Source organism: Psychrobacillus sp. L3 (assembly GCF_042945595.1).
GTDB lineage: Bacteria > Bacillota > Bacilli > Bacillales_A > Planococcaceae > Psychrobacillus.
Genome location: NZ_CP168493.1, coordinates 32,579 through 49,682, shown reverse-complemented (window position 1 = coordinate 49,682; position 17,104 = coordinate 32,579). Strand labels below are relative to the sequence as shown.

The following is a 17,104-nucleotide window of genomic DNA, read 5'->3' as shown; positions in this document are numbered from 1 at the left end:
ACTTTTCAGCTTGTCAACACTTACAGATTTTTTTATAGTTCTAACTAACCAAAAAATCCCTCTGTTAACAGTATAGAAAGTTCTACATTTTTTAATCAATAAGTCCAAAAAAATCTTTTGCATTTTTCGTAGTTGCAACTGCCACTTCTTCTATAGATATACCTTTTAAACGTGCAATTTCTTCTGCTACAAGTGGTACAAGTGAAGGTTCATTTCTTTTTCCACGATGAGGATGCGGAGCTAAATACGGTGCATCTGTTTCAATCAATAAATGTTCTAACGGAATTTCTGTTGCTACTTCTTTTGGCTTTTTTGCATTTTTAAATGTAACTGGACCGCCAAGTGAGATCATAAAGTTCATATCAATACATTGAAGAGCCGTTTCTACGCTTCCACCAAAGCAATGCATGATTCCACCAGTCAAATGTGCTTCTTCTTCTTTTAAAATACGTAAAACGTCTTCTGTTGCCTCTCGATTATGTATAATAATCGGCAAGTTTACTTTTTGCGCTAGACGTATTTGTTTACGAAATAATGCTTGTTGAACATCTTTAGGTGACTTATCCCAGTAATAATCAAGTCCAGTTTCCCCAATGCCGACCACTTTTTTATTCGCAGAAAGTTCTTCAATCCATTGTAGATCTTCCTCTGTGCAATCAATTGCATCTACTGGATGCCAACCGATTACTGCATAAATAAACGGATAATTTTCCGCAAGCTTCATTGCGCGCTCAATTGTTTTATGATCAAATCCAACGACAATCATTCTCTGTACATTTGCAGCTATTGCTCTATCAATCACTTCTTGGAGATCCTCGTCGTACTGATCTGCATTTAGATGAACATGTGTGTCTATATACATAGTCTTTTCTCCTTGCTTAGGTTAATTTCACATTAAATTGTCTTTATCCACTTCACAATACTATTACAATTGCAATATTAAAGTCACGTTTTTTAGTTTAACGCATGAATATTTAAATTCCTTAACTTCAAAAATTATACATTAATTACTTGTTGAAAATAGTATTTTAAAATAGTTGTAATTTAAATAGACCTGCCACAAATTTCGTGACAGGTCATAGGAAATTATTTTACTTGTGCGCCATTTTCAAGTTTTTCATCCACTGTTGCAAGTGTTAAATAACCATCTTTTTCACCTGCGAGAATCATCCCTTGGGACAGTTCTCCTCTAAGTTTTACCGGTTTCAAATTCGCTACTACAATAACTTTTTTACCGACTAGGTCTTCTGGTTTATAGTGTTGGGCAATCCCTGAAACAACTTGACGTTTTTCATACCCCATATCCAGTTGTAACTTTAACAATTTGTCTGCTTTTGGAATTGGTTCGCAATCGATAACTGTCGCTACACGTAAATCTACTTTGAAGAAATCATCAATAGAAATTTCTTCCGCTTGAGGCTCTTCTTCCACTTCTTCTTGTGGAGTTTGTACTGACCCACGCATTTGCTCTCGAATATAGGCTACCTCTACTTCCACGTCTAGTCGTGGAAAAATTGGAACACCCGTTGTAATTACTTGCATTCCATCTTCAATCACATTAAATGATCCTAGTAGATCCCATGTCAAATACGCTTCTTTTAAACCAAGCTGTCCAATAATTTCTTTTGGACTATTCGTCATAAAGGGTTGAGTCAATATAGCAATTTGACGCAAACTTTCTGCTAAATTCGTCATTACTGCTGCTAATTGACCTTTCAATGCTTCGTCTTTTGCAAGTGCCCAGGGTTGTGTTTCGTCAATATATTTATTTGTACGAGACACTAATGACCATAAATCTCCTAACACAATGCTGAATTGCATTTTTTCCATATTTGCTTCATACTTTTCCACTACTTCTTTTGCAAATTGATGAAGCGCTGCATCAAATTCAGTAGGTTCACTTTGATTAACTGGAATTTTTCCATCAAAGTATTTATTAATCATGGAAACAGTTCTATTTAACAAGTTGCCTAAGTCATTTGCTAAATCGAAATTTGTTCGTTCCACAAATGATTCAGGAGAAAATACGCCATCTTGTCCAAAAGGAAGCTCACGCAATAGGAAGTAGCGAGTTGCATCTAAACCGTAGCGTTCTACCAACATTTCTGGATATACCACATTCCCTTTTGACTTCGACATTTTACCGTCTTTCATCATAATAAATCCGTGAGCAAATACTTTTTTAGGAAGTGGTAAGTCTAGAGCCATTAAGAAGATTGGCCAATAAATTGTATGGAATCGAACAATATCCTTTCCTACAACGTGTACGTCTGCTGGCCAAAATTTTTGGAACAGCGAATCATCCTCAGTTAAATACCCAAGCGATGTAATATAATTCGTTAACGCATCCACCCATACATAAATGATATGCTTCGGATCCCCAGGTACGTGAATTCCCCAGTCAAAGGATGTTCTAGATACAGATAGATCCTCTAAACCAGGCTTAATAAAATTATTAATCATTTCATTTTTTCTAGACTCTGGTTCAATAAACCCTAAATTATCTTCATAGTATGCTAATAATCGATCTGCGTATTTCTTCATATTAAAGAAGTAAGATTCTTCTTTTACTTTATGAACGGAACGACCGCAATCTGGACAATTGCCGTCTACTAATTGTGTTTCTGTGAAAAATGATTCACAGGGTGTACAATACCATCCCTCATATTCACCTTTATAAATATCTCCATTGTTTAAAAACTTTTGAAAAATAGTTTCAACGACTTTTTTATGACGTTCCTCCGTAGTTTGAATAAAATCATCATATGATATATCCATTAGCGCCCACACTTTTTTTGCAGCCGCTGCAATCTCATTTACATATACTTGAGGCTCCATACCAGCTTCTTGTGCTTTCTCTTGTATTTTTTGACCATGCTCGTCCATCCCTGTAAGAAAACGCACATCAAAACCTCTTAATCTTTTGTAACGGGCCATTGCATCAGATGCTACAGTCGTATAAGCAGTACCGATATGAAATTTCCCACTCGGATAATAAATTGGTGTTGTTATATAAAATGTTCTCTGTTGATCTTTCAATGTAAAGCTTCCTCCAATGTTGAATCTTCTTTATTCTTTATTCTATCGAAACGTTGAACTTGTTTCAATTAATTAATTAACGCAAGATTTGTCGAATATTAATTAGGTAAATTAGTTTTTCATTAAAATAGTTAATATATCAAAATAATTCCTATTATCATAAAAGATACATCAATTTTTTATTAAAATAATGCATATTTTAATGTTTTTTTATCAAAAACCTTTATTAGTCTTCTCTTAAATTATTGACGGAAATGGTATTACTTGGTATGATAAATAACATCAAAGAGATTTATGTCGAATCTTGACGAAAAAAACGCACTCTTGAGAGGAGAAAAATTTATTATGAAATCTACAGGTATTGTTCGTAAAGTTGATGAGTTAGGACGCGTAGTTATTCCAATTGAACTTCGTCGCACATTAGGTATTGCAGAAAAGGATGCTCTTGAAATCTACGTTGATGATGACAAAATTATTCTAAAAAAATACATGCCAAACATGACTTGTGCTGTAACAGGGGAAGTATCTGATGACAACCTACGTCTTGTTAATGGAAAACTAATTCTAAGCCCTGAAGGTGCAGAATTACTTATTAAAGAAATTCAAAATAATTTAAAATAAATAAAAAATCCGTATCCATTATTATGGTATACGGATTTTCTTTATTTCATAGAATAATAATGTCTTATTCATCTTACATGATAGTCTTGATAAATATCTCTCTTCGATAAACCCCTTTGAATAGCAACTTCTTTGATCGCTTCTTTCGATGTACATTGCTTTTCTTCTATAATACGATTTACATGCTCCTCAATACTTAACTGTTCCCACCAAGGGGTTTCTGTTTCATCTACTTGGTCATCACTTGTTCCCTCTAACACAATACAAAATTCCCCGCGAATTTCAGCTTGCTCTGCCCACGCCACAGCTTCATCAATCGTTCCTCTTAAAAACTCTTCAAATTTTTTCGTCAATTCTCTTGCTAATACAATCTTTCGACTACTATCCATTATTGCTTGCATATCTTTTAATGAGTCCTTTAAACGATGTGGAGATTCATATAAGATAATAGATTCTTGTCTTTTTTGGATCTTTGATATCTCTTCTTTTCGTTCTTTTTTATTTCTACTTAAAAATCCATAAAAGAAAAATGGTTGTGTCGTCAATCCGGAGGCAATTAATGCACTAAGTGCTGCATTTGCACCAGGAATTGGAACGACTGCAAACCCTTCACTAACCGCTTTTGCAGCAATGTCTGCTCCTGGATCTGAGATACAAGGTAAACCAGCATCACTTACTAATGCAATACGTTTTCCTTGTCTTAATAAATCTAATATCTTCTCTCCACCTACTTGTTGATTATGATCATGATAACTCATTAGCGGAGTTAAGATTTCGAAGTAATTACACAGCTTTTTCGTATTTCGGGTATCTTCGGCAGCGATCATATCTACTTCTTTTAGGATTCTAATTGCTCGCATTGTCATATCTTCTAAATTACCAATGGGTGTCGCAACTAAGTATAAGCAGCTAGTCTGTTCATGTTCGGTCGACTTTTGAGATTTCATCTTTTATTTGCCCTCCCATATAATGAGTCTTTTGTGGTCTAGTTAGTTGTTTAAATGCATATTCTGCTTGCATGGCCTCTTGCTTAGTTTCATACACTTCATGGAATATGCAAACAACGGGGAGTTTTGCTCGCGTATATTTTGCACCCTTACCTCCGTTATGTACGCTAATTCTTTTTTCTAAATCATTCGTATATCCAGCGTAGTAAGACCCGTCGCTACATTTTAACACATAAAAAGTATGCTTTTTTTCATTCTTTCCCATAAAGTAGCTCTTTCACTTCTTCTGTATATTCTCCATTTTCTCCATAGACATATAGAGGAGGTAGGATTTTCAAATCTGGCTTGCCATCTTTTATTCCTTCTATTAATAAAGTATTCGCTTCCTTACCTTCCTTTGGATAAACAAATCGAATGCGCTTTGGTTCTAACCGATTAGCTCTCATTGCGGTCACTATATCGAGTAGCCTTCCTGGACGATGAACAAAAGCGGCTTTCCCACCTTGTTTTAACAATTCGCTAGCTGAACGAACTGCCTCGTCCAAAGTGAGATGGATTTCATGTCTAGCTATCGCTAAATGTTCCTTTAGATTTTTATCACTTGCTTCATGTGCAGGAAAATAAGGTGGATTACATGTCACGACATCGTATTTTTCAAATCCAATTTGCGTAGCAATTCCTTTGACATCCGCTTGTTTAATCATGACTTGTGAATCTAACTTATTGTATTGCACACTTCTTTTCGCCATATCTGCTAGTCGTTCTTGCAATTCAATTCCAATAATTTCTGCTTTTGTTCTTGCGCTTAAAAATAATGGTATGGCACCATTACCAGTGCATAGATCGACAATTTTCCCTCTACTGATTGGGACATAAGTAAATCTTGAAAGAAGCACCGCATCTAACGAGAATGAAAAAACAGAAGGACTTTGAATAATTCTCAATTCTTCTGCCAATAAGTAATCAAGTCTTTCATCATCCCTTAACCATAGTTCCATAATTGATTCCCCCAGCAAAACAAAAGACTGACACCCACTTTTGGAGTGGCATCAGTCAATTGATTATATGTTTTGTTTACTCAAAAATGACAAGCAAAATAGACAATCTTCTTCTTTCCTAGAACTTCCGAAGTGAACATGACATACATGATAGCCTTCCTGATATAGTCGTGCAAGATTATCATAGCCTTCTCCAATATCTGTTTTGCTTAACTGCACTTTTTCTTCTTGAGCTTTTTCTAGCAGTAATTCTTTTTCATGCATTTCATCAAGTCTTTGTCTTAAAAGATTATTCTCTTGCTGCAGCGCTTGACGTTCCTCTACCATTATCGCTACAAATTCTTTTAAAGCGCGAAATTGCAGCTGCGTGGACTCTAATTGTTTTTCAAATTCTGTAATTGTATCAAAAAAATTTCGGTCCATCACACATTCACCTCATTGCCCTGACCATTGTACCGGATTTTCCGTATGGTTTATAATTTCTTCTAACGTATAATCTAACACTCGGTGTGGATCATTCAACTCTATACGTAGTACTCTTTCTAAAATATTCATACTGACGACTTTTCCTAAACCTTCTGGAGTTTCTATTCTGTCCCCAATATCAGGCATTTGTTCTCGTGCCATTTCATATTCATCATTTTCATATTTTAAACAACACATCAATCGACCACATAATCCAGAAATTTTAGAAGGATTTAATGACAAGTTTTGATCTTTTGCCATTTTAATAGATACAGGCTCAAAATCACCTAAAAAGGTTGAACAGCATAGCATACGACCACATGGACCAATGCCGCCTAACATTTTTGCTTCGTCACGAACCCCTATTTGTCTAAGCTCTATTCGAGTTCTAAATACAGAAGCTAAATCTTTTACCAAATCACGAAAATCTACACGACCTTCTGCAGTAAAGTAAAAAATAATTTTGTTTCGGTCAAATGTATATTCAACATCTACCAGCTTCATTTCTAGTTCTCTTTCTAAAATCTTTTCTGTTCCTAAAGCTAAAGCTTGAGCAGATTCTAATCGATTTTCATCCACTTGAATTCGATCTTTCTCTGTTGATGGCCTAACTACTTGCTTTAATGGAAGCACTACATCATGCTCACCTACCTGCTTAATTGGTACAACAACTTTTCCGTACTCTACACCTCTAGCAGTTTCTACGATGACATAGTCATCTTTTTCTAAAATAAAATCCACTGGATCAAAATAATATATTTTACCCGCTTTTTTGAAGCGGACTCCTACAACGTTATACAAAAGTAAATCCCTCCTGCAGATTTAACATTAATTGCTCCATCATCAGCGTTCGGTTCATGTTTTTATGCAAATTTTGTTTTGCATGTAATATCATTTCTAATTGTTTAGATAATTGCTCATACGTTGTATGTAAAGCAACCTGCTTCCAATAATTGATCATGTCCGGATAAGTACAAACTGCGATGGGACTAGCTTTTATTGCTACTATATCACGATAGGCGAATAGTAGTAAATCTAATGCTTGTTCTGCCTGTTCTTTCTCTTTTAAAAGTGGACCAAAATCTGTTTGAATACACATTAGCGCATCTTGAATACTTTTACCACTTGCTTCAACCAATTTTAACACTGATTTCCTTGCAAGTCCAAAAAGCTCGTCTTTCGCTAAAAGTTTAGCTTCTTCGACTTGATTCGTCATTTTACATACAGTAGAAGCCATTGAATCAGTAATTCCTACTTCTATTAATTTCTGTTTTAAAATGGACTGAGGCATAGCAGCTAAGCTGAGCAGCAGGCATCTGGAGCGTATGGTTGGAATGAGTGCATGAACTTTATCTGTTAAAAGAATTGCAGTTATTTCACTTTGTGGCTCTTCCAAAAATTTAAGCAATGCATTTGCAGCACTAGCATTTAACTGGTCGGCATGGTGAATCACATATATTTTACGCCCTGTTTCGATAGCTGTCTTACTCATTTCTTGTATTAGTTCATCGATTTGACCTCTTTTAATAAATTGACCGTCTGGCTCTATTTCTGTAAAGTTCAAATGATTAGTTGATTTTAATCTTTTGCATGATCGACATGTTTCACATGGAACATTTTTTGTCGGATTTTCGCAAAAAATTAGTTGAACAAAAAATTGCATGACCTTCGTTTTTCCTGTCCCTTTAGCACCATCGATTACATATGCATGTCCTACTCGTTTTTTCGATACAATGGATTGTATTTGTTTAATCGCAACAGGTTGTACTTTTTCTATCCCTTCAATAGACCAATCTTCCATGTGAATCACCTTCTCTTATCAAGTTCTCCTAAACGTATTTACTACTGAATATTAATTTTGAAAAATTCCCGTGCCTCGCTTAAAGCGAAAACACGGGAATTTACGTGTATAGATTTATTAGTAGACCTTTTATTTCTCCGATTTTGTCTAACAAATCAATGGAGCTTTTCTCTTTATCTAAGATCTCTTCCGCTAACTCGACTAGTTTTTCATCAATAGTCTCAACTAGTTTCAGTTTTCTGCCTTCACCAAAGCGATTCCAAGTATGTGATTGCTTTAAACCCATTCCAAAATCCACGGCTTCTTGTAAAAACTTTCGTATTAGCATTTTAAACTTTGCCATATCACGTAAATTTCTGGAACGTGCAATACGATCACCAGCAGTTGAAATATCTCCTAATAATCTGGTTAATATTTCTGATTGCATTTTTTGATCATGCTTGGTTATCATTTGTCCAAATTTCGCTGATTGTGCATTATTTTGAATAGAATCTTTCCGAATTTTATCTATACCAACTCGTACATCTTGATTTATTTTCAACCTTTTCTACCCCTTCCTTCATTATTAGAAATGATGGAATTGTTCAATTGGTAGAACAAATACCGTGGCGCCTCCAACTTCTACTTCCACTGGATATGGAATATATGAATCGGCATTTCCACCCATTGGAGAAACAGGTGCAACCATTTGCTCTCGTGCTCTACAATTATCTCTTATTAACTCTAATGCTGATGATATTAATGAGTCGTCTGTGCCTATTAAAAACGTAGTATTCCCTGAGCGTAAAAATCCACCTGTACTTGCCAGTTTGGTTGCTCTGAACTTTGCTTTTGTTAAAGCATTAGACAATCGATTACTATCCTGATCCTGCACTACCGCTACTATCAATTTCATCGATACTCACTCCTATTATTTTTTTCTTCTTACTATTATAACATGAATTATCTAATAATTTCTAATTCCCTTTTTATAACATTATAAACTTCATCTAATACTATCTCTAATGATCGGGAAGCATCGACAACTTGAATGCGTTTTGGATATCGTTCTACTAGTGATAAGTAACCTTCTCTTACTTTTTGATGAAAAGCCAAACTTTCTACATCTAAACGGTTTTTTTCTCTATTATTATGCGCTTCGATTCTGGCAAGTCCCACTTTTGGTTCTATATCAAAGAGGATGGTTTTATCCGGCATTGTGTTCCCAATTGCAAACTGATTAATCGCCAAAATTTCATCAACACCAATGCCTCTTGCATAACCTTGATAAGCAAGTGAACTATCTATAAATCGGTCACATATCACTACTTTTCCGGCATCTAACGCAGGTTGGACTTTTTCTACTAAATGTTGTCTTCTAGCTGCTGCATATAATAATGCTTCTGTACGGCTATCCATCATTATATGCTCGTTATCCAATATTATGTTTCTAATTTTTTCTGAAATCATAATGCCGCCTGGCTCTCTGGTCATAACTACATCGAAGCCCTCATCTATTAATTTAACTCCAAGTAGATTCATCACAGTCGTTTTTCCAGCCCCTTCAGGACCTTCACTTGATATAAAATACCCTTTATTCTGCACAATTACTCCTCCACCACATATATTAACTTTTCATCCAATCGATGCTCTCCATGAAATACTGCACCTATTTCTATCCACTCTTCTAGTTCCGTTAACATAGCTATCGTTATTTTTTCTCCTGCCAATATTAGAGGAATGCCTGGTGGATATGGAATAATCATTCTTTTTGCAATTTTACCCAAGGATCGGACGTATGGTATCCATTTGCCCTGTTTTTCATTTAACAAACTTATATTGATATGTAATGTTGAAATTGACTTTTGTTTTATTGATAGAGGATTATTTGGCCTGATAGGAACTTCTTTACGCAATGTATCCACTGCATGCTTTACGCGCTTTCGAATTTCTGCAAAAGGATATTCATGCTCAAGTTTTAATAATGGTAAAATCATTAAAATTTGATATGTGTCCGCTAACTCCACAAAAATATTCTGCTGTTCCAACACTTTTCGTAATTGAAAGCCTGAATAGTTTTCAATACGAATTAATAATTTGAGTGGATCATCTACTTGAACGATTTCTAGTCGAGGAATCTTCTCTAATGCCTCTATAAATAGTTTTCTTCTATATATAAAATGCTTGAAATCAATCTCATTATACCTTTCTACATAGCTTCTCGCATCATCCAAAGAAGCTAATAATAGATAAGACGGACTACTTGACTGTAGCATCCTTAAATAATTATTTACTCGTCTTGTATCGATTAAATTCGAGTTGACATGCAAAAAGGAACCCATCGTTAATGCTGGTAATGTTTTATGAGCAGATTGAACTACTAGGTCTGCTCCGTAAGCAAGAGAAGATTTCGGAAAGTCTTTATTGGCTTGAAAATGTGCACCATGTGCCTCATCTACTAGAACTGGTATGTTGTGCGCATGACACAATTTTATTATTCTTTCTAATTGTAAAGATGCTACACCGTAGTAATTAGGATAGGTTAATACAATAGCTTTAGCTTGGGGAAATATTGCTAATGCTTCTTGAATAATTTCAAACGTTACACAGGTAGCTGTTTTGGTTTTCTCATCCCACTCTGGAGTTACAAAGATAGGCTCTGCTCCAACTAGTTCAATTGCATGGAAAATAGATTTATGTGCATTTCTCTGAACAATAATCTGCTCACCAAATTGGCAGGTAGCATAAATCATCGCTAGATTGCCTACCGTCGTTCCATTTACCAAAAAGAAACTCTTATGAGCTCCGTATGCCATTGAAAGTAATTGCTCTGCCTCTTTTATAGCTCCTTCAGGATGATGCAAATCATCTAATCCTTCTAACTCCGTAAAGTCATACTCCATTGTCTTTTTTATTGCTGTTGGCAAATTTGATAACAGTCCATTTTTATGTCCAGGCACATGAAAAGAAATGTGTTTTTGTTTATGAAATTTTTCTATTGCTTCGACTAACGGGCGTTTCTCTTGCATTTTTTATTACCCCACTATTTTGTTCTGGTTTCCTTCTTCTATTATACATTAAGAAGGAGTGCACGGTCTTAAAATAAAGTGTTGTTTCTATAGGAGAGTGGTCGTATAATCCAAAAAAAGTTTATATTTGGAGAGTTGCTTTGAAATTTTAGCATAATCAAAGTAACAAAACAGTTCTTCTAGAACGGTTAGATCAAACACGAGGCTGCATCACTTGGAAACCAGAATAAACTTCCTCAGTATCCGAAGCCTAATCTCACAAGAGTCAGAAAAGACGTCTTGAATTATTATCTATAATTAGTTAGAAAACGGTTTTTCGGCATCAATTGTGCTCTACCCGAGACTAATTCAGTCAAACACGAGACAATTCCTTAGCAGTCGAGACCAAATCTCATAGTATAGAGTTGTCTCTCTGTGAGATAGGTTATTTAATATATAAAACAAGTCTAATACAGAGAAAAGCACAAAGTTAGATATTATATAATATTGAATGAAACTAAAAACTAGATTCCTTTAAATTGTATACATCAAAAAAGCCGCCACCGATTACTCGGTAACGACTTTTCATAGTGCCCAGCGACGTCCTACTCTTGCAGGGGGAAACCCCCAACTACCATCGGCGCTGAAGAGCTTAACTTCCGTGTTCGGTATGGGAACGGGTGTGACCTCTTCGCCATCATCACTAGACAATGAGTGCTTGTTCACTCAAAACTGGATAAAAGACATTGAAATGTGCAAATTCTATTTGGTTAAGTCCTCGATCGATTAGTATTCGTCAGCTGCACATGTCGCCACGCTTCCACCCCGAACCTATCTACCTCATCGTCTTTGAGGGATCTTACTTACTTGCGTAATGGGAAATCTCATCTTGAGGGGGGCTTCGTGCTTAGATGCTTTCAGCACTTATCCCGTCCACACATAGCTACCCAGCGATGCTCTTGGCAGAACAACTGGTACACCAGCGGTGTGTCCATCCCGGTCCTCTCGTACTAAGGACAGCTCCTCTCAAATTTCCTACGCCCACGACGGATAGGGACCGAACTGTCTCACGACGTTCTGAACCCAGCTCGCGTACCGCTTTAATGGGCGAACAGCCCAACCCTTGGGACCGACTACAGCCCCAGGATGCGATGAGCCGACATCGAGGTGCCAAACCTCCCCGTCGATGTGGACTCTTGGGGGAGATAAGCCTGTTATCCCCGGGGTAGCTTTTATCCGTTGAGCGATGGCCCTTCCATGCGGAACCACCGGATCACTAAGCCCGTCTTTCGACCCTGCTCGACTTGTAGGTCTCGCAGTCAAGCTCCCTTCTGCCTTTACACTCTTCGAATGATTTCCAACCATTCTGAGGGAACCTTTGGGCGCCTCCGTTACACTTTAGGAGGCGACCGCCCCAGTCAAACTACCCGCCTGACACTGTCTCCTACCCGGGTTACGGGTATGGGTTAGAATTTCAATACAACCAGGGCAGTATCCCACCGACGCCTCCTCCGAAGCTGGCGCTCCGGGCTCTAAGGCTCCTGCCTATCCTGTACAAGTTGCACCAAAATTCAATATCAAGCTATAGTAAAGCTCCACGGGGTCTTTCCGTCCTGTCGCGGGTAACCTGCATCTTCACAGGTACTATAATTTCACCGAGTCTCTCGTTGAGACAGTGCCCAGATCGTTACGCCTTTCGTGCGGGTCGGAACTTACCCGACAAGGAATTTCGCTACCTTAGGACCGTTATAGTTACGGCCGCCGTTTACTGGGGCTTCAATTCGCACCTTCGCTTGCGCTAAGCACTCCTCTTAACCTTCCAGCACCGGGCAGGCGTCAGCCCCTATACTTCACCTTACGGTTTTGCAGAGACCTGTGTTTTTGCTAAACAGTCGCCTGGGCCTATTCACTGCGGCTCTTCTAGGCTATACACCCAAAAGAGCACCCCTTCTCCCGAAGTTACGGGGTCATTTTGCCGAGTTCCTTAACGAGAGTTCTCTCGCTCACCTTAGGATTCTCTCCTCGACTACCTGTGTCGGTTTGCGGTACGGGCACCTATCACCTCGCTAGAGGCTTTTCTTGGCAGTGTGAAATCAGGAACTTCGGACTAAGTCCTCGCCATCACAGCTCAATGTTACAGAGTGCGGATTTGCCTACACTCACACCTCACTGCTTGGACATGCATAACCAACAGCATGCTTACCCTATCCTTCTGCGTCCCCCCATTGCTCAAACGGTGGTTTGGTGGTACAGGAATATCAACCTGTTGTCCATCGTCTACGCCTATCGGCCTCGACTTAGGTCCCGACTAACCCTGAGCGGACGAGCCTTCCTCAGGAAACCTTAGTCATACGGTGGATGGGATTCTCACCCATCTTTCGCTACTCATACCGGCATTCTCACTTCTAAGCGCTCCACCAGTCCTTCCGGTCTGACTTCAACGCCCTTAGAACGCTCTCCTACCACTGATACCATAGGTATCAATCCACAGCTTCGGTGATTTGTTTAGCCCCGATACATTTTCGGCGCAGCGTCACTCGACCAGTGAGCTATTACGCACTCTTTAAATGATGGCTGCTTCTAAGCCAACATCCTGGTTGTCTAAGCAACGCCACATCCTTTTCCACTTAACAAATACTTTGGGACCTTAGCTGGTGGTCTGGGCTGTTTCCCTCTTGACTACGGATCTTATCACTCGCAGTCTGACTCCCAAACATAAATCATTGGCATTCGGAGTTTGTCTGAATTCGGTAACCCGGGATGGGCCCCTAGTCCAAACAGTGCTCTACCTCCAAGATTCTAACGTTTGAGGCTAGCCCTAAAGCTATTTCGGAGAGAACCAGCTATCTCCAGGTTCGATTGGAATTTCTCCGCTACCCACACCTCATCCCCGCACTTTTCAACGTGCGTGGGTTCGGACCTCCAGTAAGTGTTACCTTACCTTCATCCTGGACATGGGTAGATCACCTGGTTTCGGGTCTACGACCACATACTCATTCGCCCTATTCAGACTCGCTTTCGCTGCGGCTCCGTCTTCTCAACTTAACCTTGCATGTAATCGTAACTCGCCGGTTCATTCTACAAAAGGCACGCCATCACCCATTAACGGGCTCTGACTACTTGTAGGCACGCGGTTTCAGGATCTATTTCACTCCCCTTCCGGGGTGCTTTTCACCTTTCCCTCACGGTACTGGTTCACTATCGGTCACTAGGTAGTATTTAGCCTTGGGAGATGGTCCTCCCAGATTCCGACGGAATTTCACGTGTTCCGCCGTACTCAGGATACACTCAAGAGAGAATGAACTTTTGACTACGGGGCTTTTACCCTATCCTGCGGACCTTTCCAGATCGCTTCGTCTAGCTCATTCCTTTGTAACTCTATGTAGAGTGTCCTACAACCCCAAGAGGCAAGCCTCTTGGTTTGGGCTATTCCCGTTTCGCTCGCCGCTACTCAGGGAATCGATTTTTCTTTCTCTTCCTCCAGGTACTTAGATGTTTCAGTTCCCTGGGTGTGCCACAGATACGCTATGTATTCACGTAAATGTACTGCTCCATTACGAACAGTGGGTTTCCCCATTCGGAAATCTCCGGATCAAAGCTCACTTACAGCTCCCCGAAGCATATCGGTGTTAGTGCCGTCCTTCTTCGGCTCCTAGTGCCAAGGCATTCACCGCGCGCCCTTATTAACTTAACCTAATTTGGTCCTCCGTGAAAACACGGACTTCCTATAGTAGTTAAAAATACTACGCAAAATATAATCACAAAAGTGATTACAAATTGAATTTCTTGAATTTGTTTCTTTCAATGTCTTTTTATCCAGTTTTCAAAGAACAAGTTTTCAAATGCTCATAAAAATGAACATTCAAAACTGAACTGCAAAACGTTAAGATACAGATAAAAATCTGTATTCCGATATTATCCTTAGAAAGGAGGTGATCCAGCCGCACCTTCCGATACGGCTACCTTGTTACGACTTCACCCCAATCATCTGTCCCACCTTCGGCGGCTGGCTCCCGTAAGGGTTACCCCACCGACTTCGGGTGTTACAAACTCTCGTGGTGTGACGGGCGGTGTGTACAAGGCCCGGGAACGTATTCACCGTGGCATGCTGATCCACGATTACTAGCGATTCCGGCTTCATGTAGGCGAGTTGCAGCCTACAATCCGAACTGAGAACGGTTTTATGGGATTAGCTCACCCTCGCGGGGTTGCGACCCTCTGTACCGTCCATTGTAGCACGTGTGTAGCCCAGGTCATAAGGGGCATGATGATTTGACGTCATCCCCACCTTCCTCCGGTTTATCACCGGCAGTCACCTTAGAGTGCCCAACTAAATGCTGGCAACTAAGATCAAGGGTTGCGCTCGTTGCGGGACTTAACCCAACATCTCACGACACGAGCTGACGACAACCATGCACCACCTGTCACCGCTGTCCCCGAAGGGAAAGATCTATCTCTAGAACGGTCAGCGGGATGTCAAGACCTGGTAAGGTTCTTCGCGTTGCTTCGAATTAAACCACATGCTCCACCGCTTGTGCGGGCCCCCGTCAATTCCTTTGAGTTTCAGTCTTGCGACCGTACTCCCCAGGCGGAGTGCTTAATGCGTTAGCTGCAGCACTAAGGGGCGGAAACCCCCTAACACTTAGCACTCATCGTTTACGGCGTGGACTACCAGGGTATCTAATCCTGTTTGCTCCCCACGCTTTCGCGCCTCAGCGTCAGTTACAGACCAGAAAGCCGCCTTCGCCACTGGTGTTCCTCCAAATCTCTACGCATTTCACCGCTACACTTGGAATTCCGCTTTCCTCTTCTGTACTCAAGTCCCCCAGTTTCCAATGACCTTCCACGGTTGAGCCGTGGGATTTCACATCAGACTTAAAGGACCGCCTGCGCGCGCTTTACGCCCAATAATTCCGGACAACGCTTGCCACCTACGTATTACCGCGGCTGCTGGCACGTAGTTAGCCGTGGCTTTCTAATGAGGTACCGTCAAGGTACGAGCAGTTACTCTCGTACTTGTTCTTCCCTCACAACAGAGTTTTACGATCCGAAAACCTTCTTCACTCACGCGGCATTGCTCCATCAGACTTTCGTCCATTGTGGAAGATTCCCTACTGCTGCCTCCCGTAGGAGTCTGGGCCGTGTCTCAGTCCCAGTGTGGCCGATCACCCTCTCAGGTCGGCTACGCATCGTCGCCTTGGTGAGCCGTTACCTCACCAACTAGCTAATGCGCCGCGGGCCCATCCTGTAGTGACAGCCGAAACCGTCTTTTAACATCTCCCCATGTGAGGAAATGGATTATTTGGTATTAGCCCCGGTTTCCCGGAGTTATCCCAATCTACAGGGCAGGTTGCCCACGTGTTACTCACCCGTCCGCCGCTAAATCAGAAGAAGCAAGCTTCTTCGTCATTCGCTCGACTTGCATGTATTAGGCATGCCGCCAGCGTTCGTCCTGAGCCAGGATCAAACTCTCCATAATAGAGAACTTAAAAAGCTCATTTTGTTTTGCTGGCATCATCATTAAATGATGTCCAAATTGTTTTGCTATCGAACTAACCGAAGTTAGTCTTTCAAGCTGTATTTCTTAACGTTTTGCATGTTCAGTTTTCAATGTTCATGTTGTCTGCCGTTTCGCTTACCTCTTGGCGACTTCTACAATATTACTCTCTTAATCTTCATAAGTCAACACTTTTTAAAAAACTTTTTATATTAATATCGAAATAGCTACTACCGAGGCTACACCAGGCACTCCTAACATTGCTACCACTGCGCCTGTAAACAAATTGACAGGGATTACATAACCAAATAATCCTAAAAGTAAATGCACTCCAAACAATAAAAAAAACGAAAAACCTAAACGAAATAAAAAAAACGGTAGACTTTCCATTACTTTTGAAAATGACGTTCTAAACAAAAGAAACAATAGTAGCATTAGCGAACATACGATGATAACTAACTTCACGAAACATCTCTCCTCCATAAAATCACTATCTCTTAGTATATGAAGCTAGTACTACTATCATTCTTATTTCAAAATGACATTTCGAATTTTCGCCTCTTTATATAAATAGAAATGTATACTCTCAGCAATTTTTCTTTTTGCTACTACATCTAAATCATAGTCATTCAAATAATCTTCTATTAACTGCGCTTGTTGCCAATCTTCTTTTGTATTTTTCATTAAACCCACAAACTGAAAATCAGATTCTTTTTTTAACTTACCTTTTTGGAAAAACATCTTACTAC

Annotated in this window: 15 protein-coding genes and 3 rRNA genes; 1 reads left to right on the top strand and 17 read right to left on the bottom strand. The window is 39.6% G+C overall.

Features of this window, described 5'->3' with window-relative positions; all coding sequences use genetic code 11:
- Positions 1–91: 91 nt before the first annotated feature.
- A complete protein-coding gene (locus ACEPXD_RS00230) occupies positions 92–862 on the bottom strand; it encodes a TatD family hydrolase (protein WP_391118819.1) in 771 nt (256 codons plus the stop codon).
- Positions 863–1,086: 224 nt separating this feature from the next.
- The gene (gene metG / locus ACEPXD_RS00225) at positions 1,087–3,039 is read right to left on the bottom strand and encodes a methionine--tRNA ligase (protein WP_391118817.1); all 1,953 of its coding nucleotides are present in this window, start codon (positions 3,037–3,039) and stop codon (positions 1,087–1,089) included.
- A gap of 345 nt (positions 3,040–3,384) precedes the next feature.
- On the opposite strand from metG, the gene ACEPXD_RS00220 reads away from it, so the two are divergent.
- Positions 3,385–3,660 carry an AbrB/MazE/SpoVT family DNA-binding domain-containing protein gene (locus tag ACEPXD_RS00220; protein ID WP_313894770.1) on the top strand — a complete coding sequence of 92 codons (276 nt, stop codon included), beginning with the start codon at positions 3,385–3,387 and terminating at the stop codon, positions 3,658–3,660.
- A 68-nt stretch (positions 3,661–3,728) separates the two neighbouring features.
- Here ACEPXD_RS00220 and rsmI read toward each other — a convergent pair whose 3' ends face one another.
- The 15 genes from rsmI to ACEPXD_RS00145 form a co-directional block, all read right to left on the bottom strand.
- Entirely contained in the window at positions 3,729–4,607 is an 879-nt protein-coding gene (gene rsmI, locus ACEPXD_RS00215; RefSeq protein ID WP_391118815.1) for a 16S rRNA (cytidine(1402)-2'-O)-methyltransferase, read from the bottom strand.
- On the bottom strand, positions 4,579–4,872 hold the full coding sequence (locus ACEPXD_RS00210; protein ID WP_391118813.1) for a GIY-YIG nuclease family protein: 294 nt from the start codon (positions 4,870–4,872) through the stop codon (positions 4,579–4,581). The genes rsmI and ACEPXD_RS00210 overlap by 29 nt, the downstream gene beginning before the upstream one ends.
- Positions 4,859–5,605 carry a tRNA1(Val) (adenine(37)-N6)-methyltransferase gene (locus ACEPXD_RS00205; RefSeq protein ID WP_391118811.1) on the bottom strand — a complete coding sequence of 249 codons (747 nt, stop codon included), beginning with the start codon at positions 5,603–5,605 and terminating at the stop codon, positions 4,859–4,861. Before ACEPXD_RS00205 ends, ACEPXD_RS00210 begins: the two co-directional genes overlap by 14 nt.
- A gap of 63 nt (positions 5,606–5,668) precedes the next feature.
- On the bottom strand, positions 5,669–6,031 hold the full coding sequence (gene yabA / locus ACEPXD_RS00200) for a DNA replication initiation control protein YabA (RefSeq protein WP_391118810.1): 363 nt from the start codon (positions 6,029–6,031) through the stop codon (positions 5,669–5,671).
- 9 nt (positions 6,032–6,040) lie between these two features.
- Positions 6,041–6,871 (bottom strand): stage 0 sporulation family protein, encoded by an 831-nt coding sequence (locus tag ACEPXD_RS00195; RefSeq protein ID WP_391118808.1) that lies wholly within the window; start codon positions 6,869–6,871, stop codon positions 6,041–6,043.
- Positions 6,864–7,871 (bottom strand): DNA polymerase III subunit delta' C-terminal domain-containing protein, encoded by a 1,008-nt coding sequence (locus tag ACEPXD_RS00190; protein ID WP_391118806.1) that lies wholly within the window; start codon positions 7,869–7,871, stop codon positions 6,864–6,866. The genes ACEPXD_RS00195 and ACEPXD_RS00190 overlap by 8 nt, the downstream gene beginning before the upstream one ends.
- 100 nt (positions 7,872–7,971) lie before the next feature.
- Complete coding sequence (locus ACEPXD_RS00185) at positions 7,972–8,412, bottom strand: YaaR family protein (protein ID WP_391118804.1); 441 nt, start codon at positions 8,410–8,412, stop codon at positions 7,972–7,974.
- A gap of 24 nt (positions 8,413–8,436) precedes the next feature.
- The gene (locus tag ACEPXD_RS00180) at positions 8,437–8,766 is read right to left on the bottom strand and encodes a cyclic-di-AMP receptor (protein WP_391118801.1); all 330 of its coding nucleotides are present in this window, start codon (positions 8,764–8,766) and stop codon (positions 8,437–8,439) included.
- A 47-nt stretch (positions 8,767–8,813) separates the two neighbouring features.
- Positions 8,814–9,455, bottom strand: a complete 642-nt coding sequence (gene tmk / locus ACEPXD_RS00175) for a dTMP kinase (RefSeq protein WP_391118799.1) — start codon at positions 9,453–9,455, stop codon at positions 8,814–8,816.
- A gap of 2 nt (positions 9,456–9,457) precedes the next feature.
- Positions 9,458–10,879, bottom strand: a complete 1,422-nt coding sequence (locus ACEPXD_RS00170; RefSeq protein WP_391118796.1) for an aminotransferase class I/II-fold pyridoxal phosphate-dependent enzyme — start codon at positions 10,877–10,879, stop codon at positions 9,458–9,460.
- 571 nt (positions 10,880–11,450) lie between these two features.
- Positions 11,451–11,566, bottom strand: a 5S ribosomal RNA gene (gene rrf / locus ACEPXD_RS00165).
- 58 nt (positions 11,567–11,624) lie between these two features.
- Positions 11,625–14,552: ribosomal RNA gene (locus ACEPXD_RS00160) — 23S ribosomal RNA — on the bottom strand.
- A gap of 231 nt (positions 14,553–14,783) precedes the next feature.
- A 16S ribosomal RNA gene (locus ACEPXD_RS00155) occupies positions 14,784–16,337 on the bottom strand.
- The 16S, 23S and 5S rRNA genes sit together here, the layout of an rRNA operon.
- Positions 16,338–16,562: 225 nt before the next feature.
- On the bottom strand, positions 16,563–16,820 hold the full coding sequence (locus ACEPXD_RS00150; protein WP_391118794.1) for a pro-sigmaK processing inhibitor BofA family protein: 258 nt from the start codon (positions 16,818–16,820) through the stop codon (positions 16,563–16,565).
- Positions 16,821–16,883: 63 nt separating this feature from the next.
- Positions 16,884–17,096, bottom strand: a complete 213-nt coding sequence (locus ACEPXD_RS00145; RefSeq protein WP_391118792.1) for a YaaL family protein — start codon at positions 17,094–17,096, stop codon at positions 16,884–16,886.
- Between the last annotated feature and the right edge of the window lie 8 nt (positions 17,097–17,104).

Excerpts from the sequence above, each read along its gene's own strand:
- ACEPXD_RS00220 (WP_313894770.1), top strand. The coding sequence starts at position 3,385 with ATGAAATCTACAGGTATTGTTCGTAAAGTTGATGAGTTAGGACGCGTA.
- ACEPXD_RS00170 (WP_391118796.1), bottom strand. The coding sequence starts at position 10,879 with ATGCAAGAGAAACGCCCGTTAGTCGAAGCAATAGAAAAATTTCATAAA.
- ACEPXD_RS00230 (WP_391118819.1), bottom strand. The coding sequence starts at position 862 with ATGTATATAGACACACATGTTCATCTAAATGCAGATCAGTACGACGAG.
- rsmI (WP_391118815.1), bottom strand. The coding sequence starts at position 4,607 with ATGAAATCTCAAAAGTCGACCGAACATGAACAGACTAGCTGCTTATAC.
- ACEPXD_RS00205 (WP_391118811.1), bottom strand. The coding sequence starts at position 5,605 with ATGGAACTATGGTTAAGGGATGATGAAAGACTTGATTACTTATTGGCA.
- ACEPXD_RS00210 (WP_391118813.1), bottom strand. The coding sequence starts at position 4,872 with ATGGGAAAGAATGAAAAAAAGCATACTTTTTATGTGTTAAAATGTAGC.
- ACEPXD_RS00180 (WP_391118801.1), bottom strand. The coding sequence starts at position 8,766 with ATGAAATTGATAGTAGCGGTAGTGCAGGATCAGGATAGTAATCGATTG.
- ACEPXD_RS00190 (WP_391118806.1), bottom strand. The coding sequence starts at position 7,871 with ATGGAAGATTGGTCTATTGAAGGGATAGAAAAAGTACAACCTGTTGCG.
- ACEPXD_RS00145 (WP_391118792.1), bottom strand. The coding sequence starts at position 17,096 with ATGTTTTTCCAAAAAGGTAAGTTAAAAAAAGAATCTGATTTTCAGTTT.